This window comes from Bremerella sp. TYQ1 (genome assembly GCF_020150455.1).
Lineage (GTDB): Bacteria > Planctomycetota > Planctomycetia > Pirellulales > Pirellulaceae > Bremerella > Bremerella volcania_A.
Genome location: NZ_CP083740.1, coordinates 2,266,804 through 2,290,825, shown reverse-complemented (window position 1 = coordinate 2,290,825; position 24,022 = coordinate 2,266,804). Strand labels below are relative to the sequence as shown.

Here is a 24,022-nt window from a genome sequence, read left to right as displayed (position 1 = left end):
AGCCCCAGGCCGAGTGCGCGGTAACTTAACGACCCAGGGCTTCCTCAAACAATCGCTGCGTGAAAAGAGGTCCTTCACACAGAAAATTGTCGCGGTGAGAGGTAAAACCCCGGGGCTCGGGCAAGGTTTTGCCCGAAATGGAAATTTTCCCAGAAAGATCACAGGGAAAATTCGGCCCTAATCAGAGCCTAAGATCAGTTCCAGATAACTTCGGCGTTCACTTCCGGACAGCCCGAGTTGCTCCGCCAGTTTCGACAAAACTTCTTTTGCGGCTTCCATCTCTTCTTCGCCAGAAGTGATTTCTAGTTCCACAAACTTGCCTAGATTCTTTACTTCGTCCATGGCAACCAGTACGTCGAAACCTTCATACTGGATATGGGATTTGCGGCGATCTTTCGTGACTTCGGCAACCGGTGTGAAGCCGAGTGACTCGAACATGTCGACGATATTGGCCGCCCCAGTAGCCCCAGAAATGAGCGGAACCTCAATTTCTCGGCGAGTTTTTGTCGAATCGTCGACTTTGGGACCTTTGTAGGTAATAAAATTCTGGTCGCCAACTCGGCGAATTCGCAGGGCCTCGTCTGTTTCGGCGAAGTTTCGCGATGGATGGCTGTAATACCTGTCCGCCTGACGCTTGGGAACTTCAATGATTCCGCCCAGATCCTCCAATTGCGATTCAATGGGGGCTAAATCGTCGACGGGAAATTTTAGTTCGACCTCGAAATTCATCGTGAAAGTGAATCCTTCAAGCAGCGTTAAGCTTCTAAAACACAGAAGCAGTCCGCCGCTGTTTTACAACAGCCTGACGGGAACACAATATTCTATTATTTCCTTACGGGGGAATCGATACCAGAGTGATCTCGTCAGATGGCGATTTGGTCGCGGAAACTCGCTTTGGAATATGCCTGAGCAAGTTGCCACGAGCAGTCGGTGTGTCTCTAAAATAGAATCAAATGGCACGGTTCTGCCGCAACTTCATGCAACCTTAATTCGAGTCTGAAATGCCCCACTTCTCCATTCATTGCCCGGTTCGCGGTACACGTCGTCGGGGCAAGACAGTCCTTTTCGTTCTACTCTGTATTCTGGCCGGATTGGCCGTCATGTTGTTGGCTTGGCTGCTGGGGCCTGGCAGCGATGGCCCTTCTGCGTCTCATGCTTGGGTAGGAATGCCGGTGCCTGCTGCGGAATTAGAGGCCATGATCAACGCCGAGCAAGCCATTGATACGAGCGACCTGTCGGGCAAAGTGTCGCTGATCAACATCTGGGGACCGTGGTGTGGTCCGTGCCTGATGGAGTTTCCTGAACTGCTGGAAATTCGTCAGCGCTTTGCAGATGATCCTGATTTCCAGCTAATTGCCATCGCAGCTGATGGACGTTGGATGCCAGGGCAGATACAACCGTTCGAGGAAGGTGTCGAGGGGCTTAAGCATGACTCACAGATGGTGCTTGCCCAGTACAATTCTGACTTGCCCGTCTATTTAGATCGCACGGCAAAGCTGCGAAGTGAACTGGTCAAGTCTTCCCCTCAGTTTGGATACCCAACCAACTTTCTCGTGGGACGCGATGGCCAAATCAAGGCGGTTTGGATTGGATACAGCGGCGATCTCAGTGAGATGTCGAAGAAGATCCGAGAAGAGCTCGAGTCTACAGAAGGAAGCGATAATTAAATCGCTTCCGGGCCACGTTCGCCGGTGCGGATACGGATACAGTCATCCATTGGTACGACAAAGATCTTGCCATCGCCGATTTCGCCTTTGTCGCTGGACCGAGCCCCTTTAACGATCGCGTCGATCGTCGGCTCAACAAAGTCTTCGTTAACTGCGATTTGAAGCTGGACTTTGCGAAGTAGGTTTACTGTGAACTCGTGCCCGCGGTAGACCTCAGTTTGTCCTTTTTGGCGACCAAAACCTTGGCAATCCATCACCGTCAAGCGGAAGACTTCCACTTCGGTCAAAGCTTCTTTGACTGCTTCTAATCGGCTCGGCTGAATGATGGCAATCACAAGTTTCATGGGGGCGTCCAGAGAGAACGATCGATGGGGTTCCAAACAGTCGAATGTAAACCGAGTGCCGTTAACGGGCAAGTGCCAGCCAGATGGGCCGCTGGAGACTTACAGAAATTGACTAGGCCGTAGAGAAGTTTAGGCGTTCCGAATACAGCAAGAAGCTGAACAGCAGAATCCAAGTGCCACTTCCATTCCATCCGGCTAAGTACTTTTGGCTAAAGCATAGCGCATAAAAAAAACCCCGACTTGGAAGAGCGAGGCGGAACACCCTTCCAAGTCATTGGGGTAGAACTTCTGGCCCAGGCAAAGGCCGAAGTGTCTTCTTGAACTTCGCAGGCCATGCCAAAAGCACAGCCTGCGAGGTTGACTTTCAAACATGCAGCCTTAGGAGGCGACGTGGCCTGCTTGGCTGGTGCCTTCCGTGACCAAGTGTGCCGGGTAGGCGTACATGCCGTGCTCGGTGATATCGAGACCGGCCATTTCCTCTTCAGCACTAACTCGCAAGCCCATCGTGAACTTGATCAGATTGAAGATCACAAAGCTGACGCCGAAGGCCCAGACGAAGCCCGCAGCAATACCAATCAGTTGGATCACGAACTGCTTGGTGCCGCCGCCAAGTAGAAGACCGTTGTCCATGTGGAACAAACCAATAGCAAGCGTACCCCAGGCACCACACACACCATGGACCGAGACGGCACCGACAGGATCGTCAATTTTTAGTTTGTCAAACATGACGCAGGAAAGGACCACGAGAACGCCACCGATTAGACCAGACAGAGCAGCAAAGTGCGGAGCCATTCCGTCACAGCCAGCGGTAATGGAAACGAGGCCAGCAAGAGCTCCGTTCAAGCTGAACGAGGTGTCCGGCTTGCTGAACATGATCCAGGAGGTGATCATCGCACCGACAACGCCAGCCGCAGCGGCCAGGTTGGTAGTTACAGCGATGTAAGCGAACGAGCCGCCACCGACAGCGGTGGTCGAACCTGGGTTAAATCCGAACCAACCCAACCACAGGATGAAAACACCCAGGGCACCCAGTGGGATGCTATGACCAGGAATTGGCTTCACTTTGCCGTCAGCAGTGTACTTACCGATACGAGGACCGATGGTGATGGCACCAGCGAGAGCGGCCCAGCCACCAATCGAGTGGACAACAGTCGAACCAGCAAAGTCGTAGAAGAACCAGTTGTCGTCAGTCCCTTCGACTTTGCCGAAGGAGTTTTCAAGCCAACCTTCACCGGCGAACAATCCACCCCATGCCCAGCTACCAAAGATTGGATAGACAATGACAGTGATCAGGACGGTGTAAACCAAGTATGCGGAAAACTTGGTTCGTTCAGCCATGGCTCCAGAAACAATTGTTGCAGCAGTCGCACAGAAGACCGTTTGGAAGATTAGGAATGCCCAGTTAAATGCGGCGTTACCATTAACTGCAAGTGCTTCTTCACTGCCACCATCAAAAAGGAACATGTCGTGGCCGTAATAGCCATTCGATGCGCCAAACATGAGGCCGAAACCGACTAGCCAAAATGTCAACGAGCCGATGGAGAAGTCCATCAGGTTTTTCATCACGATGTTACACGCGTTCTTCGCACGCGTGAAACCAGCTTCGACAAGGGCGAAACCAGCCTGCATGAAGAACACGAGGAATGCTGCCAAGCAAGTCCACAACGCGTCGACGTCGCCCATGAGTTCTTCCGCAGTGAGCGGTTCTTCAGCTTCTTCGACAGCTTCGGTGTCGCCTTCTTCGGCGGCGGCTTCTTCAGCTCGTTCTTCGCCAGCTTCGGCCATCGGAGCTTCTTCCGATGCCGGGGTTCCAGCGTCTTGCGCTGAAAGCGGGTAAGAGATCATGAGGCCGAGGGCGATTGCGATCATCGCAAACCACACTCGGTTGGGGAGGGAGAGGGAACTTACCATGTGATTCGTACCTTTTTCAGAAGATGAAACAAACATCAGCCAGCTATATGCCAGGGCCAGGGATCGATCCGACGTGGGATATCTGTGAGTGCGCCTTCCCACGCAGGGTCGTGTGCACGGGAGCCCCTGTTTGCAAGCGTTGTGCCATTGATGATGACTATGCAGGCGAAAACCCCTGAAGACAAAACAACGACGATTTATGTCATGGCCAGGAAACGACTTAAGAGAAAGTGCGAATTTAGGTATTTCCTTAGAGGTTTTTGGCCGAGACGTGGCATGCAAAGAATGCGCGCATGACGCTTGCCACGATTCTCAGCACTTTTGCTTGGCGCACATCGCCACGCTTGAGACGCCCTTGGCAGGCTCTATCATGTACCTAAAGGCTTGCGAAACGGCGCAATGCAATTTGCTAGCAAGACGTCGTGGACGACGTTTTCATAAAAAAATGCGCATAGAAAAAGGGACCTGAGAGGTCCCTGGGAAGCTTGTTCGGACTTAACGAACAGGTGTCTACTTCGGTAACTCGCCCTTAACGATCTCGTCTTCCCACTCATCCATTAGCGGCCAATCAACAGCACAGGTGCCGAAGTCGGCCATGTGAAGATAGCTATTCAAGCGAGCGATAGTCTTGTCGAGAAGCTCGTCGTCTTTTCGGAAAATTGGTCCGTGACTCGGAAGGAGCCATTTCACATCACTCTTGCGGATGCGTTCAAGCGAACTGATGAATGACGGAATATCGCTCCCGTGGTGGGCATCAATGGCACCAACGCATCCGTCACGATAGATATTGTCGCCTGAGAAGAGCAAGTCGCCCATGCGAAAGCTCAGCTGACTGTTGGTATGGCCTGGCGTGTGCCAGACTTCGAGTTCCAGCTTGCCGACGGTAAGTTTATCGCCGTCGTTGACTTGATGCTCAATTTTAACAGGGGGCATGTCGAGGTGGATGTCTTGCAAGGCGATTTCAGCAAATGTCTGCAGCTTGTCGCCTGATTCAAGAGCTTTGACCGCCAATGGGTGGGAGGTAACCGTCGTGCCGAGAATCTGCTTTGCTTTCGCAAGTCCCTGGATGTGATCGACATCAGCATGGGTCGCAACAAGCGTTTTACAGTTGGCCAATGGAAAGTCGATGTTGCGGATCACATCGATATAGTCTTCCACGGTTTCATCAAAACCAATGTCAATGAGAATCCACTCGTTTCCGTCATAAACGAGGTAGACGTTGCAGCCGAGCAATTCACCGGCCTGGAAATTGAGTTCGATGACGTTGGGAAAGATTTCTTTTCGAGCCAGCATGACAGGCAGATTACCTTCGGCAAAATGGGGACTTGAAGACGCCCTCATTTTAACCGCCCCCCCAGGGCAGTCACAACCGGAGGTTGCCATCGGAAAAGCAGCCTGCACTCAGCCGGAATTGAGAAGCGGAGTGCGTTAGAACCGGGGAGCATTAACGTCGAGGACTTCGCGAAAGGTATGAGCCCATTTCGCGGATATCAACGCGATCAGGTGCATCTCCCATTCGTTGCCAGATGATGTTGGCATCGTCCCATGTCAGATTCGATTCGTCACAATTTGCGGTCTGGCAAATTGCTTCCAACGCACGCTCTTCATCCCCTTCTCGGAATGCCCAAACGTACGTCTGACCATCTTTCTCGTAAACCACTGCGTTCATCGTTACCATAGGTCGCCCTCCTTCGCGTCCTGCCTCTCTGTGCCTCTGTTCCAGCAAGTCGCGATGTTTAAGTGATTGTTGAACGAAACCTCGGTGAACCACTCCGACGCGATCAATCGAGTCGAAGTTCCGTCAGACCTTGTGAAAGAATACTCACTTCCATCCTGGGAACCAATCGCAAAAACCGTGTGGATGTCCGTAGCGAACTCTTTCAAGAGAAATCAGATGGTGCTATTCACATGCTTAGGTTAGATGAACCGCAACAAACTTTGTGTGAACAACCATCGTCTCGCCGAGGGAACATTTATTCTGATTGGTGACCACATCGTGCTTCGTAGTTGCACCATGCATCCTCGATGAAGTCGAGCAAATCCGATGCCGTCAGGCCGGGTTGCGAAGTCGACTCAACGGCGATATCGGCAGCCAAACCATGCATAAACACCGCCAAAACGGTTGCCTCGTAAGCGTTAAGAGATTGGGCTAAAAATGTCGCGATCATTCCGGTAAGGACATCGCCGGTTCCTCCCGTAGCAAGCCCCGGATTACCGGTGGTGTTTATCCACTCACGTTCGCCATCGGTAACAAGTGTTTGTGGTCCTTTCAAAACAACCACGACTTGCTGGTCTCCCGCAATTTCAACGGCTTGCTTTCGCGCGTCTTCCATGGTGAGCTGCGGATTGCCGACAAGCCGACGGAACTCACCCAAATGTGGTGTAATGACACGTGGTCCCGCACTATGAGAAAGAGGGTTGCTGCGTTGTGATAAAAGATTCAATGCATCGGCATCCGCGACCATCGGATTGCCGTATGACTGAAACAACTCTTCGACCAAGAGAAATAGCCCCCGCGACTTTCCTAGGCCAGGACCGATACCAATCGAGTCCGCTTCTCTTAGTTTTCCTTGAAGTCTCGCTTTGGCATGAAATGGAATTCGTCCCTCTCTGTCGGTTGGCAAGCTCCATGTCATGTAGGCCGCTTCAAAGTTTGCGACCGTGTTGATGATGGCGTCGGGGACAGCCACAGTAACAAGTCCACCTCCAGCTTTCAGCGCAGCTCGACCCGACAAACTGATCGAACCAGGCATGCCTTGCGATCCACCAACAAGCAGGACACGACCAAAAGAACCTTTATGCGATTGTTGATCACGCGGAGGCAGGATCGGAAGTCCGGCAGGAAGGCTTTGGTTAGGCATAATCGTTGAAGGGCCTTTAATGGCTTGCGGAAGATTGGGCCTGCAGGACTCTCAGTGAAATCAAACCTGCTAAGTAAGCGCCTTTGAATCCCGCATCGATGTTGACGACGGTAACGTTGGACGCACAACTATTGAGCATCCCTAGCAGCGCGGCAACTCCTTGAAAACTTGCGCCGTAGCCCACGCTCGTTGGCACCGCGATGACGGGACACGATAAGTGGCCGCCGACAACGCTCGGCAGTGCGCCTTCCATCCCAGCCACGACAATCACCACGTCGCAATCGGCTAACTTGTCTGCTTGTTCGACAAAACGATGCGGACCAGCGACGCCAACGTCTTGGATGAATACCGGTTCAATGCCCATCCAGCGAAGTGTTTCGCGTGCTTCTTCCGCGACCGGTAAATCACTGGTTCCGGCGGTTACCAGCCCTACGTTGCCCCAGGTCGATTCCTCAGAGGCAACGCGAAACGTTCGTGCTTTTTCGTTGTAGATGCCTTCCGGTAATGCTTGTTGAAGGGCATCGCCTTTCTCTGAGCTCACACGCGTAGCGAGTGATTTATCGCCGCGTTTTTGTTGAGCTTGGATGATCTGAAGAATCGTTTCGGCTGATTTCCCCTCACCATAAACGACTTCCGGAAATCCACAGCGCCGCGCGCGATCAATATCGAGTGTCGTGTCGGACAGTTCTTCAGACTTGGGCTGCAAAACTTGAGCGCAAAAGTCGGATAGGGTGACTTTGCCTGCACGGTAGTGTTTGGCTAGGCGTTCCAGTTCGTGGCGTTTCATGGACATGCAGAGACTAAATAGGATGACGGAAAGGAATTGGAGAACTTCGCATTATACGAAATAGACTTCACTTGGGACCGGCCTGAATTTCTTTTTGGACATCCCCTGTTCTTTCATGGTTAAATTGAGGGCTGACCTCTCTCGATTCATCCCCCACCCTGCCCTGTGTTGAATGTAAGGATCATGCTCGTGAATCACTCTCCACATGCATCTCGGCGAACGTTTCTTAAAACAGCTGGTACCGCGGCGGCAATTGCTGGGGTTGCCAGCTATGTTCCGCGGCATGTGCTCGGTGCCGAAGGTGTACCGTCCGCGAACGAGCGAGTTAACTTAGGCGTGATCGGTTTTGGAAATCGATGCAAGTACGTGATGGGAGGAACGCTACCCCACGCAGATGTTCAGTGTATTGCAATTGCTGACGTCTGGAACAAACGCCGCACCGATGGTAAGGCAATCGTTGACAAGCACTACGGCAACAACGACTGCGAAACCATGCGAGACTTTCGCGAACTTCTTGAACGAGACGATATCGACGCTGTGCTAATTGCCACCGGTGATCGCTGGCATGCCGCCGCGTCCATTTTGGCAGCTAAAGCCGGCAAAGATGTCTATAGCGAAAAACCTTGCGGCATCACGATTGAAGACTGTCAGCAACTAGCCGATACGATTACAGGCGAGCAAAAGGTTTTTCAGGCAGGTACACAGCGTCGGAGCGTGCCGAACTTTATAAAAGCGGTCGAACTGGCTCATTCCGGCAAGCTCGGGGAACTGCAAACGTTACATGCTTCCGTGTATCGGCCGGTCCTCGATAACAGTTGGCTTCCCGCTCAGGCTCAGCCCCCGCAAGATGAAATCGATTGGAATCTCTGGCTCGGCCCTGCCACATGGCGGCCGTTTAATTTGGCTTATGTTCAAGGGAAGTGGCGAGGCCAATGGGATTTCGATTCCGGCGCTCGACTTCTCGACTGGGGTGCCCATACGGTCGATCTCTGCCAATGGGCGAACAAAGCGGACGATACTATGCCGATTGAATTCGAACCGCGAGAGGATGGCATTAGCGGTCGTTACGAAAACGGAGTTAAGCTTGAAATCGATTTCTTAGACGATCCGTTTGGGGATCGCTCGCCACATTACATAACCCGTCTGGGAACTTGTCCTGTTCGATTCGTTGGAAGTGATGGCTGGGTCGAAACAGGAGACAGTGGAGAGATCGTTTGCTCATCCCCTTCTCTACAAAAAGAGATAACGGAAGATACAACGCGGGTTCGTGGTCTGGACGTTGCCAGCCACTCCCGAAACTTCCTCGATTGCATCCGTTCCCGTAAGCTAACCGCTGCCAACCAAAACGTGATGCGGAAGTCGCACATTGCCTGCCATGCGGCCGCTACGGCGTGGATCTTCAACCGCAAATTGACAATCAATCCGCGAAAGGAATCGTTTGTCGACGATCCTGCTGCCAACGGGTTGAGCAGGCGGCCAGATCGTGTCTGGAACGTCTAACACGTGCAATGCAACTTGGGGAAATCGCGTTTAGTCCGCTTCTTCCCCGAGTTCTCTTGAATTGATGACGGCAATTTCCCAGCTAATTCGACCTAGCCATAATGCATAGATAAAACTACCGCCAACGACGAGGACTCCGCCAGGCAAGGCTATATACGCCAAGCGTTCAATCCCAGCGAAAAAGTAGATTCCGTAACCCACTATCAGGATGACGGTGAAGAGGAGGAACGTCGCCAAGTAGAAGAGCGTCCATTTTCCAGCGATCCGAAAAAGTGAGCCAACAATCGGCGAACTCCACGGAACAAAGATCGAGCCTTGATCGAGAAGCGACAGGTAGAAAACAGGAAACGAAAAGAAGGCGAACGCTAACAAAGGTATCGCCATGGTGAAGTCGATTGTCACGACGATTCCAAATGGGATCATGCTGAACATGAGGGCAGCGACAAGGAAAAGGGCTTCCATCAAGCGATCGAAAATGCCGAGTTCCGGCCAGTCCCATTCATCGATGCCGCTGGAAATTGACATAATGAGAAACAGAAAGTTACTTCCCAGAAACACCAAGGTCGCCGAGCCGATAATAACAGCGGCGGCAGTACCAAGAAGACTGGCCACATAAGTAACAAGATTCTGCGTCGGCTGCATGCCGTAATACACCGCATTTGCGACGGCGTATATGGTGATGGCAGTAAAAATCGAAAGAAACACCCAACGCATCAACAAGCCAACATCCGAAAACAGGATTGCATCCCGCTTTAATTCGTGCGGAGTGAACGCCACGGGGAAATCAACGAGTTCTGCACGCGGATCGTAATCGATAGGCGTAAGCTGTTCTCGCGGCTTCTTCTCTTCGTCATCGGAATCTTGGTAGTTGCGAGGTTTTCGCTCCTCGAAGGCACCTTGGGTTCTTTTGTTCAGGTCTTTACGTTCTGCCTGCTCTTTGAGTTCTTTGTGGGCCTGTGACATGATGCTTTGGCCCATTTTTCGGCGCGCTTCATCATCGTCTGCGGAAACGTCTTTCAGGCCATACTCATCTTCCGGGATGATCGGATCTGGAATGTCGAGCTTGATCTCGGACTTCTCGATCGTGAACCGGTGACCACAATCGGGACATTCGGTTTTGCGGCCAACATCAACGGTACGCACCGACATCCGTGTGGAGCATATGGGGCATTTGACGATGTGTGTTTTGAAATTTGAGGAAGAGTGCTCAGTCACGAGTCGGACTTTCTAGCAATTGGCGGCATGGGCGTTCTTATCACTATTCTATCGTGATTCGAGCCGAACGTTGTTTTCAATCGGCATCTCCGGCATTTCGCACCATACACGCCAATCTTGTGGTTTTCGCCCCTGCTGGCCTCGGAAGAAACGCCGATTTATACCGATTGTCTCGATTTAACATCAATCTGCTAAGGAAGTTAGCTAGAATTCGGATGAAGCTTTGGTTGTCATTCGATAAGGAACGAAGCAAAATACGAGTTTTCCTTTGATCGGCCAAGCCATTTAGGCAGAACTTGTCGCCCTATCACAAAGACGAGCAGTGCAACTTTATCGGGACCTTGATTCGCTTTCCACTGAAATCCGCAATGGTGCGCTTACGATCGGCAATTTCGACGGCGTTCATTTAGGACACGCGAAGATTGCGCAACAAGTGCGCCAACGTGCTGATGAAGTTGGCGGTCCTGCGGTTGTTTTTACCTTCGATCCCCATCCGGTGCGACTTCTTCGCCCGGAGCTGGCACCGCCTCCGCTCACATGGACGCGACGAAAAGTTGAGCTCTTGGGACAACTTGGTATCGATGCTGTGATCGCTTATCCAACCACGTTGGATTTGCTGGAGTTGAGCCCAGAGCAGTTCTTCGAGCAGATCATCGTGGACAAGATGGCAGCCAAGGCAATGGTCGAGGGACCAAACTTCAACTTTGGAAAAGATCGTGCTGGCGACACGTCCACGCTTACCAGGCTTTGCGAGCAGCACGGCATTCGCTTAGATATTGTCAAACCATTTACCCGAACTGGCGAAAGCGAATACGTTTCGAGCAGTCGTATTCGTAAGTTGATTGCTGCCGGCGATGTTCAGACTGCCCGGCAGATGTTGACTCAGCCCTATCGAATTCGTGGCATGGTAACCCATGGCGCTGGCCGAGGGGCTTCGCTGGGATTTGCAACCGCAAACTTGGAAGCCGTAGATACGCTGGTTCCAGAGATCGGTGTCTATGCCGGCATTAGTTATCGTGGGCAAGATACGTTCGCCGCGGCGATCAACATTGGACCTAATCCAACGTTCGGCGAGAAAGCTCGTAAAATAGAAGTTCACTTGATTGATTATCGTGGTTCGCTTTACGGAGAACCACTCGAAGTCTCTTTCCTGTCCCGGCTAAGAGACGTCGTTACTTTTCCGGATGTCGATGCGTTAAAGCAACAGTTGGAACGCGACATCCAAGCTACCGTAAAAGCTTTTCAAGACTATCAGTCGCACGCTCCTCATTAGAGTGCACGACGCACAACGAGATTTCCCATGAGTATTGACTGGGCCGCATTGAAAGCGGCGATCGACGCCCCCCAACGTTTCGTTCTCACGAGTCACGTTCGACCCGATTGCGATGCGTTGGGCAGCGAACTGGGGATGGCCGCGATGCTTCGCCAGATGGGAAAAGAAGTCACGATTGTCAACGACTCAGAAACGCCACAGCATCTCGAATTCATCGATCCTGCTGGAGAGATCAAACAACTTGGTAAAGATATTTCGGCTGAAGAAATCGTTTCAGGCTTCGACGCCTTTATGGTGCTCGATACGAGTGCTTGGATTCAGCTCGGCGAAATGGCCGACGTGATGAAACAGTTCGACGGCGTAAAGCTCATTTTGGATCATCACGTCAGCCAAGACGATCTTGGCGGCGAGATGTTTAAGGATCCGAAATGCGAAGCCACCGGGCGTTTGGTGTACGAAGCAGCCAAGGCCTGGAATGTTCCTTTGACTCAAGAGATGGCAAGCGTATTGTTTACCGCGATTGCTACCGATACCGGCTGGTTTCGCTTTCCGTCGGTCAGTGGCGCTACCTATCGTGCGATTGGCGATCTGATCGATGTTGGCGCCAATCCGAGTGAGATCTACGGCAAGCTCTTCGAACAGGAACGGCTTCAGCGAGTTAATCTTCGAGGAAGGATTTTGTCCAGTGCCAAGATCATCGAAGAGGGCAAGTTAGCCTACAGTCTGGCGACGAAAGAAGACTTCGAAGCGACTGGAGCGACGCCTAGCGATACAGAAGATGCCATCAATAAAACAATGGCCGTGGCTGGTGTTGAGGTGGCGATACTTTTCATCGAACTACCCAACGGCGAAGGCGTCAAAGCAAGTTTTCGAAGCCGATCTGACGTGGATGTCGCTAAGCTTGCCCAGCAGTTTGGTGGTGGCGGTCACGTTGCCGCCGCGGGGGCATTGGTCCAAAAGCCATTGGACGAAGTCGTCCCGATGCTACTCGAAGCAACTCAAAAAGCGATGAATTAGTATCACAAAGCGAGTTTGCTGGCGGAATCTTTTTCCCATTTCGCCAGATCGTTTCAATCTGTATCCCCTTCGTATCCGATAACGAGAGAGACTGAACCCGTTATCGTTTACGAGTTGCTAGCAGATGTGGTGCCCCCAGTGTCAAACTCAAGTTGCCGGAATTGCCTCGTCTCGAGAGCAATCAGGCCTCGTTTGCGCCAAGTGCCAAACACGTCTGGAGGCAGGTGCTGAGAGCAAGCCATCCCGAAAAGCTGCTCACGGGTCTTCCCAAAGCGTCGTGTTGCCTGGACTGCGGTTTGATTCGTCGCGGATGCAAGCGACGCTTAGTCGCGTTGATAACTTGGTTCAGCGGCTCGGCGAGCCAGCTAACTTTGAAGAGGTTGGTTCGCAATCTTCTGGCAATCGAACATCGGCCAAACCGGCATCACTCAAGATGCTCTCAGATGCGAAAGCCGAAAACCGATTTCCCTGGTTGGCAGCGATTAGTTTAGCTGGCGGCGTGACGCTGCTGGTTTGCGGTTGCCTGCTGATTGTTTGGAGCGTCGTGGCAAAGCGTCCCGAGCTTTTTAATCTCGGCTTTCCTATTTCAGTCATTTCATTGGCCTGCATGGCCCTGGCCGCCTGTTTATTCTTCCAGGATGCCTCCGGTAAACAGGCAGAAACCCAGAAATGGATTGCCGATGTTCAAAGCCAACTTGGCGGCATCCGAGATATCGCTGAGAACAGCCGGCACTCACTCGGATCGATTCCAGAGTTGCCATCTTCGCTGGCTTCATCGACGAATGATCGACTCAGCAAGTCGGAAGAAAGACTCAATGCTCTTCGTCGCCGACTAAAAGACACCCGGTCTCACTAACGCGATTTCTCTCGAGTTGCGCTGGTGGAAGACACTGCAACTGAATTGAAGGTTCCCCGCAATGGAAGCGACGAACCTCGCCTGTTTTGAACTCATAATCGTTCTTGAGGCTACGTCGAGGGAAGATGACTTCCTTAACTACCGACGCAACTCATTTGGCGACTTTTGTCCGCATCGCAAGCGGAAATGCAGTGGAGTTTCGTTGCCAGTTTGGCGTTGAGTGTCTCTTGAGGCGGGAGCTGCACGAAAACCTGGCTTTCTTCGACTTTAACTTTAAATGTTTCCAACTTGAAGTCTTCGCCAGAGAGACATTCGCCCGATTCCAACGAGAAAGTCTTCTTGTGAAGTGGGCAGGCAACTTTGGGAATTCCGCCGGCATCACCGACAATTCCGCGCGACAAGACGAACGCGTTTTTGTGTGGGCACATGTTTTGGCAGGCATACCAATCACTGTGCGTTGTCGCTCGGAAAACGGCAATTTGAACGTCCCCGTATTTGATCGCGGCACCGCCGTTGGTCGGGAAATCGCCCTCGGATCCGACCGGTACCCAAGTCAAATCGGTTTCGGCTGAGAGGTCGTGCGAAATAGTTTCGCCATCCAGGCCTTTAAGCTCGACCAGCGATACCGCACCGTCTGGCCAATCGGCAGGGCGTTGCTGGTCACGCTCGGTGATGATTTCAATACCAAGTTCGCTCTCATCGGTATTTACAAACTGTTTGAAGAAGGCTCGCTTCTCAGGGTCGTCGACGACCGACTTCCATTCACATTGATAGGTGTCGACAAGCATCTGCATCCGTGCTTCTAGTTCGTCGCAAAGATTCAGCGAGTCATTCAAGACGACATCGCGGACGTGGTCGAGTCCTCCTTCTAATTTTTCCAACCAGACGCTGGTACGTGTCAGTTTGTCAGCCGTCATGATGTAATACATCAGTAGTCGGTCGATATACTTAATCGCCGTTTCTTCATCGATGTCGGCTACGAGTAGATCGGCATGCCTTGGCGTGGCGCCCCCGTTTCCGCAGACGTAGAGGTTGTAACCATTTTCGGTTGCAATTAAGCCAACGTCTTTGCTTTGAGCTTCAGCACATTCGCGAACGCATCCACTAACGGCAAACTTCAGTTTGTGAGGAGCTCGGATGCCGCGGTATCGGTTTTCGATCCGAATGGCAAACCCAACCGAGTCGCCGACACCGTAACGGCACCATGTGCTGCCGACGCAGCTTTTCACGGTTCGGACCGCTTTTCCATAGGCATGTCCACTTTCGAAACCGGCGTCGATCAATTCGGACCAGATATCTGGCAAGTCTTGTACTTTGGCACCGAAGAGATCGACACGCTGTCCGCCGGTAATCTTCGTATAGAGGTTATACTTCTTCGCGACTTCTCCCAGCACAATCAATTTGTCGGGCGTGATTTCTCCACCAGGAACTCTTGGGACAACACTGTAAGTTGCATCACGTTGGATATTGGCAAGAAATCGATCGTTGGTGTCTTGCAGTGTTTTGTGCGAGGTTTCCAGAATATGATCATTCCAGAGCGATGCGAGAATCGAAGCGACGGCCGGTTTGCAGATTTCGCATCCATCTCCTTTTCCATGAGAAGCAATCAAGTCATCGAACGACTTGATCTCTTTGATTTTGACGATCTCGAACAATTCTTGCCGAGAGTAGGCGAAGTGTTCGCAAAGATCTTTGCTAAGCGATTTGCCGGCCGCAGCCAGTTCTGCCGTCAGGATGTCGGTCACCATCGGCATGCAGCCTCCGCAACCACCTCCTGCGGAAGTACACTTTTTGACTTCACCTGGCGTCATTAGGTCGTTATCGCGAATGGCGGCACAGATCTGACCTTTGGTCACGTTGTTGCACGAACAGATCTGGGCGCTGTCCGGCATGCTTTCGGCACCACCTAACGCTGCTGCGCCTCCATCGCCGCTTGTTCCCATCAATTCGCTTGGGGAACAAGGTAACGCATCACCGCTTTTTGCGAAGACAGAAAGCGTTCCGTACTCTGACGCGTCTCCCACAAGGATGCCCCCGAGGAGTTTCTGGCCATCTTTACTGAACAGCAGCTTTTTGTAGGTGCCTTGAAAAGGATCTTCGACAACCAACGACGTGCTTACATCGTCACTCGACTCGTAGTTTCCAAAGCTGGCAACATCGACGCCCATCAATTTGAGCTTCGTGGAAAGGTCGGTGCCACTGAACTTCAGTTCTTGACCGCAAAGGTTACCTGCGACAATCTCGGCCATCTCGTATCCAGGGGCGACTAAGCCATAGATCATCCCCGAATGAAGAGCCACTTCCCCGATCGCGAAAATCTTGGCATCGGAAGTTCTGAGGTGATCGTCTACCGAAATACCACCGCGAGGCCCAATATCGAGTCCAGCGTCTTTTGCTACGTCATCACGAGGTCGAATCCCAGCCGAGACAATGATCATGTCGACGTCGAGACTGGTGTCATCGGTGAAGACCATGCGTTCGACTTTGCCATCCCCCTGGACCTCTTTGGTCCCTTTATTGAGATGAACGTCAACGCCTAGCTCTTCGATCTTACTGACGAGGACTTTGGAGCCTCGGTCATCTACCTGGCGAGGCATCAGGCGTGGTGCGAATTCAATAACGTGAGTTTTCATGCCGAGATCGAACGCAGCTTTGGCTGCTTCCAGGCCCAGCAGACCGCCGCCGATCACTGCACACGTTTTCGCCGTCTTCCCATGCTCGATGATCTTTTCCAGATCTTCGATTGTTCGATAAACATAAACGCCATGCTTGTTGATCCCTTCGACTGGCGGGACGAAAGGATACGATCCAGTGGCGAGGACCACGTAGTCGTAGGGAATCGCCTCACCTTTTTCAGAGTAGACGACTTGCTTTTCGCGGTCGATTTTGTGAGCACGGTCTCCTAGATGGAGTTCGACGCCCTGCTCTTGATACCACTCCATGCGAGCGATCATTAGCTTCTCGGCATCGCGGTGGGCGAAGAACGAGGTGAGCCCGACTCGGTCGTATGCCGCACGCGGTTCTTCGCAAAAGGTGACAATCTTGTACTGGCGGGCCTGGTCAAATTCGACAAGCTTCTCAACGAAGCGATGCCCAACCATGCCGTTGCCAATCACTACGATGGTTTGTGGATCGTCTGTCACCATGAGCTTGAGATTCCTCGTTTCGAATACACTTGCGCAGTTTGCCGAGATCGATAACGCAAGCGGTGTGCCCGGCGGAGATGAGGAATCTTTTGTCGATCAGCGATCCGTGTAACTACTTGCCAGGACACGGTTTAAGAGAGGGCGGTCAAAAAGTGGGCCAAATGAAGCCACATTTGGCAATGAAATGACCGAGGGTTCAGCCAAAGAATGCTGCGTCGATGCGCATGGCTTTGTAGATGTCGTCTGCACGATCGGGAAATTCCCAGACCGCGCAGTAGCCACGCGCGGTCTGACGTAATATTGATGAGGATACGAGGAATCGGCTTTAGTGTTTGATCTTTTCCCAGTATTCCTCGAATGCCCCTTTTGCGTGGAAGTCGGGGCTGTTGTCGAGATCGTGGCATTGAAGACACGTTTCCCGAGCACGTTCGAGCGGCAGACGCATTTTCTCGACGAACGAAGCCGTTTGCTCCTCAGTGAAGTCCCCTTCACCCATTTGCGAAGCCACATGGTGAGAGCCAGGGCCGTGGCAGTTTTCACAGCCCACACTCTTCATCTCAGGTGTCTTGTCGAGGCTGAGATAACCTGATTGAAATGGCATGTATAGACTTGGATTCCAACCAGTAACGTGGCAAGCCAAACATTCCGGATCGAAGTGGCGAGGCACTTCGTAGCGTTCCGGTGGATGAACCAAGGTTTCGGTAGCGTGACTATGCTTGGAGTTCTCCCAAACTTCGTATGCTTCCGAGTGACAGTCGGCACACGTTTCCGAACCCACATACGAGAAGCCGCTGGAGTGCGGTTGAGGGCGAATTCCTAGACCATCGAGACCCAGTGTTTCAAGTTGTTTCTGGTAGCTTGCCATCACGCGGAGCATTTCTTCCGAATCGGCAAACCTGGCATCCAACGCAACGCGTTCGTAGCGGAAAGGATTATCCGCGTCGTCGTAAATTCCCACGACTCCGACGTACATCCCTTTGGTACCGACCTGAATCATCTGGTTGTTCGAGCCTTCGATTATCTCCGGCTTTAGCGTTGGCTCCCCTGCTCCGCCGGCAGTGACAACAATTTGAAAGCCAGGAAATGCTTTCGCAAATTCTCGGCTCTCGTCCAGCGATGCATGGGCCAAAAGAACATACAGATCACAATCTTCTGCTTTCAAGGCATTCCAACTGGCTGCCAGCTCTTGCATCGGGTCGCCCATCTCTACTTCTGCGTTCGAGATGCGTTGTTGTTCTTTCGCTCCGAGAACCCCAGTAATCCCAATCTTCTTGCCACCAGCTTCGACAATGCGATGCTTCGGAGTAAAGCCAAGTAGGCTTGCGTTGCTGGAGATGTATTTGATGTCGTCAGGATCTTCGGAGGCAACGGCTGCGAAGACTTCGTCGACCGAAAGTCGCAGATCATCAGGGCCAAAGCTGATGGCCTGATAATCCATCTTTTTCAGGCCTTCTGCGGTCGTTTGGAATTTGATTTCCGCTTGGCGGCCAAAGCGACGTACCTGATTGCCGACGTCGAGTGCGACAACATCCCAGCCACGGTCGTTCTTCAGCTGATCGAGAAAAGTCTGCCGACGCATCAGGCCACCCTTTTGATTGGTCAGCCCTGTACAGCCACACGGTTCGATGTAGCCATGCTGTTGACCGGTCAAAAAGAGAGCGGCAACGGGCTTTTCCCAGCCTTCGAAGAGTTCCCGGCGTGGCAGTTTGGGTTTTGCCGAATCCTGCTCGGCACTTGAATCGGAAGTCGTGGGAGGGGGCTGCAGTTCCGCAGGCGAAGAAACCGGACGCAACTCCGACTGAGGCGAAGTGACGTTCCCTTGAACAGGGCCTTCCGCTCCGGCCTGGGTAACAACTGTTTGATCACGAACGAACGCACCATCGCTGGAAGAGTGTTCCACCGATTGAGGAATTGGCATGGGGTCGCTCTGCTGAGCAGTCTCAGGCGTTTGCTGGCTGGAATTGCAGCCGGAATGGACTGCTAAAGTGAAAGCCGCGATCGCGATAACGGAAGCGATGTAACCGAGTTCGTGACGCATACGTTTGAGGGGGTTGCTGGTTCGGCGAATGGCTGCCAGTCTCTCTAGGTCTGGAAAGATAGTCAGCTCGAGGTGAAAGATTCATGGGTGAATCTACTCGACTGAGAAATAAACACCAATATTGACCTCTTGGATCTCGGGATGTCCTTTCACAGATAACGCAATTTTTCCAAGATCCTTCCGTTCTGGACCCAGAAAATTACCTTCAGGCGATCCGGCAGGGATTTCGATAGAAAGCGGAATTTTTCGCACATTTCCCTGATTGATCGACTCTGCCTCGCCAACTTCCACATTCATGTAGCTAGGGCGAGTTTCGGCAAGTTCGATCTCGACGTTGTCTCGATGCGGCCCTTTGACAATCAAAAAGAGCTTGGTCGACGTGCCCTCCGATTTCTTCAGTTTATTGAGATAAAGGACTGACTTTTCCCGTTCGTACTTTTTCACAGCGATAACCGAAATGTCGCCGACGATGTAGCTTGTTACCGGGATTTCAAGTTCGGGGGCAAATTCGCTCGTCGTTTTAGCAATCACCTTGTGACGATTGGTACCCAGTGGCAAGCCTGGTTTGACTTCCACTTCAACCAAATAGCCGGCTAACGCTCCATTGGACTGTTCCAACTCTTCTTCATTAAGTGGACGCTGAGTCGCGGAGAGAAACTTGGAATCGTCTCCATCTACTTTTAGGTCTTCAATTTCAAATGAGGCCTCTTTGAAGCTCAGCACTTTGGTAGCAGCTTTTCTTGTTTCGCCGGCAGCCAAGTTGGTGAAACGGACTTCGGTCGGATCGAGGACAATGGCCTGAACGACACTTCCCGTGATACGAAGTTCCAGCATTGACAACCGAGGATCGTTAGTCGCGATGCGAGCGGTTTGAGCGAAATCTTCCTGATAAGCCTTGGGACGCCATTCGAGTTTGATTTCGGTCGATTCACCGGGAGCGACACTCAGCGTATCCCCTTCTTTTAAGTCGGCCATAGTGCACTTACACGTGGTGCCTTCCATGGTCAGCTCAAGTGTCCCCTGCCCAACATTTTTGACAATAAAGGTATGTTTCCCGACTGAGTTCAGTTCCATGCGACCAAACGCGTAGACGGTTCCCCCTTCCACTTCGACTTTGGGAGCGTCCTCGGAAATTTGAACTTCTTTCCAGGACTGATCGGGATCGGTCACAGGCCCAAAATGATTGGGAAGCGAAGCGTCACGATAAGCGAATCCAAAGCCCGCAGCGGATCCGATTAGTAGACAGACCAAGAGAAGTGCAATCGGTTTCATGAAGCGTCTATGGGAAAAGTAGTCAGTTGAGGGGAGGAAGTTGCATGATAGCTATCCTCCCATTGTACGCAAATTCTCAACAACTTGTTTGGCAGAAAGTTCCTGCGAAGGCCCTGCTTTTGCTTGATCATTAGGATTGAATGGCCCTGGATCATGAATTTTCAGCTTTTCAAGGCTTCGTTCGACATGGGGATTCAGGGCATCCAAGCGTAACGCCTCTTCTGCCTCCGCGGAACTTTCTTCATCGAGACCCGCCAGATGGAGGGCCCAGGCAAGCTGAGCATGGTGAATCGCTCGGTTAGGAAAAAGCTTAGCCGCTTGCCGGTAATGATCGGTTGCCTGCAAAAGATGCTGCGGATTGTTGGACTGCCGATAGATATCGAGATACCAGTTCCCAGCCGAAAAGTGCAAAGGAAAGGAACGGCCGGCTCTGCGAAACGTCATCGCCAGACTTTCGTCGAAGCTATCGAGCAGCGGCTTTCGTGCTTTCAACGGAGCATCCGAATTGTTCGTCCAGCCTTGGTAGTAAATGTTTGCCAGAGCCGATGGCCCTTCTTTGCTCCATGGGTCGGCCTGAGTTGCGAGCAAAGCATGTTGCTCCATCGCCTTCCAATTTCCTTGTCGAGCGGCGAGCGTCGACTGACCCATTTGAGTTCTACGCGCCTGAGATGGTTGGATTCCCCACAATGTGACAACGAGAAGCCCAACGGCACCAATGGCCAGCGGTAGCCCTTTTCCTCGCCAGTCGTCAAGCACCACGGTTGGTTTCGCCGGAGATGCGACTGCCGCCAAAAGGTATAGTGAACCTGCGACACTGGGAAAGCTAATACCGCCGGCAGCTAAAAGGTCGACAACCAGTGCCGATATCGCGACGATTAGATACAGCCGCAAGTTGCGAGCTTGTGATGTTCCCTGGCTCAGTGCGAACGCAACGGCAAGCGTCGGAATCAGGCCAACGATTTGTGGCATGAAGTCAGGTGAGACTTCCTGCATGATCATTTGCAGCATCGGTGCGAACGGAAATGCGAGAGCGGCACCAAGAGCAATCGGCGTGGAAGAATTCGGGACGTCTTCACTCTCTCGTTGCGGTGCAACTTCTTCCGGCGGATGGTCGTGAGATTTCGCAAGTCGAATCACCCAAAATGTCATAGCTGCTAGAAAGAGCAGCAATGCGGGGGTGCCAGCCGTCGCCCAGATTTCAAATACAAAGTTATGAGGATCGGCGACCGTTTCACTCGCCATCGGCAACATGAACTCTGGATAGTAGCCTTGGAAGTTCGCCAGTCCGCATCCAAAAACGGGATTGCTGGCAACAATCGCCGCAGCTCCTTGCCAGTATTGAAGTCGGTAGAGAACAGATTTGGGGGCTTCGCTGAGAACCTCTACATCTAAGACGCCGGTAGCAAACCCGAGCATGAAAATTCCGAGAATTGCCGTGAGGCCAGCTGCGGGAATGACCCACGATACCCGTCTGCCAATCCCACTCGCGTAGAAACCTAAGACAGTAAGACCGAACAAACTTGCCAGCCAAGCGGTTCGGCTCTTAGTCAACAGCAAACAGATACAGACAACCGTCACCGCCAGCGTGAGTCCACCGACACGCTTCCAATTTGGGCCATCACTGAAAGCGTTTTTCAGCCATCCGATCGAGAGCAAGAGCCACGGGACGAGAAATCCGGCCAGCGAATTCGTCAACGTAAATGTCGCCGTCGGTTCGGTACTGTCGAGACGGCTTTCAAACAAAGCTCGAACTGGATTATTCGGATCAGGATCGATTCCGTTCTCGATAAGCACTTGCTCGGGATTGGCATCGTAGGCCGCACGCTGTGCTGGAAGCTCGACTCGATATTGATAGATGGCGAACGTTGAGACAAACACTGCCAGGCAAATCATCGCTGACAGAATCGCACTTCGCTGTTTCTCGGTGACAATGCATTGCCGTATCAAAAAATAGGCGATCAATAAATGGGCATGATCCCAAAACCCATTGAATGCCGAGCGTAGATTTCCTTCACCAGCTACGAACCAGGTCGACAACGCGAGCCATAGCACAAATCCGAGAAGGCAAGTCTCTGGCCAACTCCAGCGAAGTTCGAGTTTTGGTTTCATGATAGCTGTGGCACCCCACAGCGTAAGTAAGAGAGACCAGCCTACGGCTAGCCAAAGTTCGGCACCGCGTTCGGGCGAACCTTCGCTCGAAACGAGCGGCGTGACAACGACAAGAAACGCGACTCCCCCTAAGACCAAGTGAGGTAACAGCGAGGATTGGGATTCGCCGTTGGAGGAATGTTTCTCGCGTTTAGTTTTCGCTGCCATCGATTCGATTTCGTTCTTTTCGTCGCGCGGCTTTTTCAATCAACGCAATCAAACAAAGCACGCAAAAAACCAGGAGCAGCACTAAAATAGCACCAACCAAGTCGACTTGATGTAATAGTAACGCTCCCAAGCCGCATGTCGCGGTAAGCAGATAAATTACCAAGACGGCGCTGGTCTTGCTGAATCCCATCTCGACCAGGCGGTGCGAAAAATGGCATTTGTCGGCTTGAAACGGGCTGCGACCTTCACGCAGGCGGATATAAAGCACCGTCACTAAGTCGTAGAGCGGGACCGCTAAGATACAAAGGGGGGCCAAAATCGCGTGTTGGCGATTCTCTTCATAGCTGCCAAACGTTGCCAGGATTGTCATCACGGCCATACAAAACCCAATGAGATAGCTACCGGCGTCGCCCATGAAGATTTTGGCGGGCGGACGATTGTGATACAAAAATCCAATGATCGAGCCGGTTAACACCAGCAGAAATCCTCCGACGAACAGTTGTGGTCCTGCTGTTGTGGGATCTGGGGCAAGCAACAATACCGAAGCCAACATGAAGGATCCGATTCCGGCAATTCCCGCGGAAAGCCCGTCCATGTTGTCGAGCATGTTAAACGAATTGATCAACGCCACAATCCAAAACAGCGTGACGACATCGGGCAGCCAGGGAATGTCAATGAAGAAGCTCAGTTTCCAGTCGAGAACCCAGACAACAACCGCCGCCACTGCAAACTGAACCGCCAACCGAATTTTCCAGCCAAGTCCGGTCAGGTCATCCAGCAAGCCAACCGTGGCCAAAACGGTTGCGAGCGTCAATAAAGTCCACAGCGAAAGAGCTTTGTCTTGATAGCCTGCCAAATGAGGCTGTGCGAATTCCCAGCCCCGCTGCAATAGGCCAGAACTGAACGTCATGTCGGGGTGATTCACCGCATGCCACACTACGCCTTGGGCAATGGCAAACGGCACAACAAGTCCCACCCAAATCCCAATTCCGCCACCAAGCGGGGTTGGAGTGACATGAACTTTTCGCTCGTTGGGGAGATCAACCAGGCCAAGCTTTGGGGCCCAGCGGCGAACTAAAGCTGTCGTAAGAAGCGATAAGAGCATCCCCGGCAGCATTGCCGCAACGACAAACGCAAAAGCAATGCTCGGGCTCCAGGTCACGATGTTTCCTACACTGGTGGTCGATCAAAGAAAAAAGGGAAGACTCCATTCTATTTAAAGTGGAGCCGATTCGTAGACCGTCTTCAGGCTTTCTAGGTATTGAGCTTTTGTCGAAGGTAGCTACGGCACTTGTCAAAAAAGGCGTGGTACTCACTTCGCTGATAGTCGGGATAGGTCCATTCCCATGAAGTCCAAGCCTTGCGGCGGTAATGCAGCGTTACTTCCGCATAGATCCCGTCGCGAAGAAAAAGCCGATGGTCACGGTCTTTGGTGGTCGCGAGAACTAACTTCGCTTCCGAGATATATCCTGGATCTAGATTCAGGGGCCGCTGCTCTGGCCATTCGCTTTCCTGGGCGTAGGTTTCCTCGAATTTGTTGGATTGAATTTTCCAATCCGGCAGCGTTCCAGGAGACAGCAATTCTGAAAAAGCCCAGAACTGTTTGTATTGTCCCGGTCCCATTTCTTTGTCGTAGTACGTCGTTTCAGTGAGCAGAAATGGTTCGCTTGTCAGGGCAATTTCACCCCATTCGGCTTCCGCTTTTTGCTTTCCCCATGCCAATGCTTCGGGGTAGCGGCTGAATGCGGCAATGATCGGCAGCACCAGGCGGGGATCTTGGATGGCTCCCAACGGGAAATACCTTTCAGAGAGAAAACGA

19 protein-coding genes are annotated in these 24,022 nt (G+C 52.2%); 5 read left to right on the top strand and 14 right to left on the bottom strand.

The genetic code is table 11. The annotated features are described in order from the left end of the window. Positions 1 to 177: 177 nt before the first annotated feature. A complete protein-coding gene (cyaB, locus tag LA756_RS08740) occupies positions 178 to 729 on the bottom strand; it encodes a class IV adenylate cyclase (protein ID WP_224439489.1) in 552 nt (183 codons plus the stop codon). Positions 730 to 1,001: 272 nt separating this feature from the next. On the opposite strand from cyaB, the gene LA756_RS08735 reads away from it, so the two are divergent. Beyond that, positions 1,002 to 1,667, top strand: coding sequence for a TlpA family protein disulfide reductase (locus LA756_RS08735; protein ID WP_224439488.1), 666 nt, complete (start codon positions 1,002 to 1,004; stop codon positions 1,665 to 1,667). Here the strand turns inward: LA756_RS08735 and LA756_RS08730 are convergent. The 6 genes from LA756_RS08730 to larB form a co-directional block, all read right to left on the bottom strand. Next, complete coding sequence (locus LA756_RS08730) at positions 1,664 to 2,011, bottom strand: P-II family nitrogen regulator (RefSeq protein WP_105356734.1); 348 nt, start codon at positions 2,009 to 2,011, stop codon at positions 1,664 to 1,666. The genes LA756_RS08735 and LA756_RS08730 overlap by 4 nt on opposite strands. Positions 2,012 to 2,389: 378 nt before the next feature. Further along, a complete protein-coding gene (locus LA756_RS08725; protein WP_224439487.1) occupies positions 2,390 to 3,922 on the bottom strand; it encodes an ammonium transporter in 1,533 nt (510 codons plus the stop codon). Between the two features lie 510 nt (positions 3,923 to 4,432). Continuing rightward, positions 4,433 to 5,215: an MBL fold metallo-hydrolase gene (locus LA756_RS08720; protein ID WP_224439486.1), complete on the bottom strand. Its 783-nt coding sequence runs from the start codon at positions 5,213 to 5,215 to the stop codon at positions 4,433 to 4,435. A 151-nt stretch (positions 5,216 to 5,366) separates the two neighbouring features. Next, entirely contained in the window at positions 5,367 to 5,600 is a 234-nt protein-coding gene (locus tag LA756_RS08715; RefSeq protein ID WP_224439485.1) for a hypothetical protein, read from the bottom strand. 295 nt (positions 5,601 to 5,895) lie between these two features. Then, entirely contained in the window at positions 5,896 to 6,783 is an 888-nt protein-coding gene (locus LA756_RS08710) for an NAD(P)H-hydrate dehydratase (RefSeq protein WP_224439484.1), read from the bottom strand. A gap of 16 nt (positions 6,784 to 6,799) precedes the next feature. After that, complete coding sequence (gene larB / locus LA756_RS08705; RefSeq protein ID WP_224439483.1) at positions 6,800 to 7,576, bottom strand: nickel pincer cofactor biosynthesis protein LarB; 777 nt, start codon at positions 7,574 to 7,576, stop codon at positions 6,800 to 6,802. Between the two features lie 183 nt (positions 7,577 to 7,759). On the opposite strand from larB, the gene LA756_RS08700 reads away from it, so the two are divergent. After that, positions 7,760 to 9,070: a Gfo/Idh/MocA family protein gene (locus LA756_RS08700; RefSeq protein WP_224439482.1), complete on the top strand. Its 1,311-nt coding sequence runs from the start codon at positions 7,760 to 7,762 to the stop codon at positions 9,068 to 9,070. 30 nt (positions 9,071 to 9,100) lie between these two features. Here LA756_RS08700 and LA756_RS08695 read toward each other — a convergent pair whose 3' ends face one another. Next, entirely contained in the window at positions 9,101 to 10,213 is a 1,113-nt protein-coding gene (locus LA756_RS08695) for an ABC transporter permease (RefSeq protein ID WP_224439481.1), read from the bottom strand. Positions 10,214 to 10,607: 394 nt separating this feature from the next. Between LA756_RS08695 and LA756_RS08690 the strand changes: the two genes are divergently transcribed. The 3 genes from LA756_RS08690 to LA756_RS08680 all read left to right on the top strand — a co-directional run bounded on the left by LA756_RS08690 (position 10,608) and on the right by LA756_RS08680 (position 13,431). Beyond that, entirely contained in the window at positions 10,608 to 11,558 is a 951-nt protein-coding gene (locus LA756_RS08690) for a bifunctional riboflavin kinase/FAD synthetase (RefSeq protein WP_224439480.1), read from the top strand. A gap of 27 nt (positions 11,559 to 11,585) precedes the next feature. Continuing rightward, positions 11,586 to 12,575, top strand: a complete 990-nt coding sequence (locus tag LA756_RS08685) for a bifunctional oligoribonuclease/PAP phosphatase NrnA (protein WP_224439479.1) — start codon at positions 11,586 to 11,588, stop codon at positions 12,573 to 12,575. Between the two features lie 277 nt (positions 12,576 to 12,852). Next, the gene (locus LA756_RS08680) at positions 12,853 to 13,431 is read left to right on the top strand and encodes a hypothetical protein (protein WP_224439478.1); all 579 of its coding nucleotides are present in this window, start codon (positions 12,853 to 12,855) and stop codon (positions 13,429 to 13,431) included. 134 nt (positions 13,432 to 13,565) lie between these two features. On the opposite strand, the gene nirB is transcribed toward LA756_RS08680, so the two are convergent. The 6 genes from nirB to LA756_RS08650 form a co-directional block, all read right to left on the bottom strand. Next, on the bottom strand, positions 13,566 to 16,577 hold the full coding sequence (gene nirB, locus LA756_RS08675) for a nitrite reductase large subunit NirB (protein WP_224439477.1): 3,012 nt from the start codon (positions 16,575 to 16,577) through the stop codon (positions 13,566 to 13,568). Between the two features lie 325 nt (positions 16,578 to 16,902). Continuing rightward, positions 16,903 to 18,615 (bottom strand): multiheme c-type cytochrome, encoded by a 1,713-nt coding sequence (locus LA756_RS08670; protein ID WP_224439476.1) that lies wholly within the window; start codon positions 18,613 to 18,615, stop codon positions 16,903 to 16,905. Between the two features lie 93 nt (positions 18,616 to 18,708). Then, positions 18,709 to 19,887, bottom strand: a complete 1,179-nt coding sequence (locus tag LA756_RS08665; RefSeq protein ID WP_224439475.1) for a DUF1573 domain-containing protein — start codon at positions 19,885 to 19,887, stop codon at positions 18,709 to 18,711. Positions 19,888 to 19,938: 51 nt separating this feature from the next. Then, positions 19,939 to 22,203, bottom strand: a complete 2,265-nt coding sequence (locus LA756_RS08660) for an O-antigen ligase (RefSeq protein ID WP_224439474.1) — start codon at positions 22,201 to 22,203, stop codon at positions 19,939 to 19,941. Beyond that, positions 22,187 to 23,365, bottom strand: coding sequence for a glycosyltransferase family 4 protein (locus LA756_RS08655; protein WP_224439473.1), 1,179 nt, complete (start codon positions 23,363 to 23,365; stop codon positions 22,187 to 22,189). Before LA756_RS08655 ends, LA756_RS08660 begins: the two co-directional genes overlap by 17 nt. Before the next feature lie 92 nt (positions 23,366 to 23,457). After that, the gene (locus LA756_RS08650; protein ID WP_224439472.1) at positions 23,458 to 23,994 is read right to left on the bottom strand and encodes a DUF4416 family protein; all 537 of its coding nucleotides are present in this window, start codon (positions 23,992 to 23,994) and stop codon (positions 23,458 to 23,460) included. Between the last annotated feature and the right edge of the window lie 28 nt (positions 23,995 to 24,022).

Coding starts and splice junctions, on each gene's coding strand:
- LA756_RS08715 (WP_224439485.1), bottom strand. CDS start 5,600: ATGGTAACGATGAACGCAGTGGTTTACGAGAAAGATGGTCAGACGTAC.
- LA756_RS08735 (WP_224439488.1), top strand. CDS start 1,002: ATGCCCCACTTCTCCATTCATTGCCCGGTTCGCGGTACACGTCGTCGG.
- LA756_RS08730 (WP_105356734.1), bottom strand. CDS start 2,011: ATGAAACTTGTGATTGCCATCATTCAGCCGAGCCGATTAGAAGCAGTC.
- cyaB (WP_224439489.1), bottom strand. CDS start 729: ATGAATTTCGAGGTCGAACTAAAATTTCCCGTCGACGATTTAGCCCCC.
- nirB (WP_224439477.1), bottom strand. CDS start 16,577: ATGGTGACAGACGATCCACAAACCATCGTAGTGATTGGCAACGGCATG.
- LA756_RS08670 (WP_224439476.1), bottom strand. CDS start 18,615: ATGCGTCACGAACTCGGTTACATCGCTTCCGTTATCGCGATCGCGGCT.
- LA756_RS08720 (WP_224439486.1), bottom strand. CDS start 5,215: ATGCTGGCTCGAAAAGAAATCTTTCCCAACGTCATCGAACTCAATTTC.
- LA756_RS08685 (WP_224439479.1), top strand. CDS start 11,586: ATGAGTATTGACTGGGCCGCATTGAAAGCGGCGATCGACGCCCCCCAA.
- larB (WP_224439483.1), bottom strand. CDS start 7,576: ATGTCCATGAAACGCCACGAACTGGAACGCCTAGCCAAACACTACCGT.
- LA756_RS08660 (WP_224439474.1), bottom strand. CDS start 22,203: ATGGCAGCGAAAACTAAACGCGAGAAACATTCCTCCAACGGCGAATCC.
- LA756_RS08665 (WP_224439475.1), bottom strand. CDS start 19,887: ATGAAACCGATTGCACTTCTCTTGGTCTGTCTACTAATCGGATCCGCT.
- LA756_RS08725 (WP_224439487.1), bottom strand. CDS start 3,922: ATGGTAAGTTCCCTCTCCCTCCCCAACCGAGTGTGGTTTGCGATGATC.
- LA756_RS08710 (WP_224439484.1), bottom strand. CDS start 6,783: ATGCCTAACCAAAGCCTTCCTGCCGGACTTCCGATCCTGCCTCCGCGT.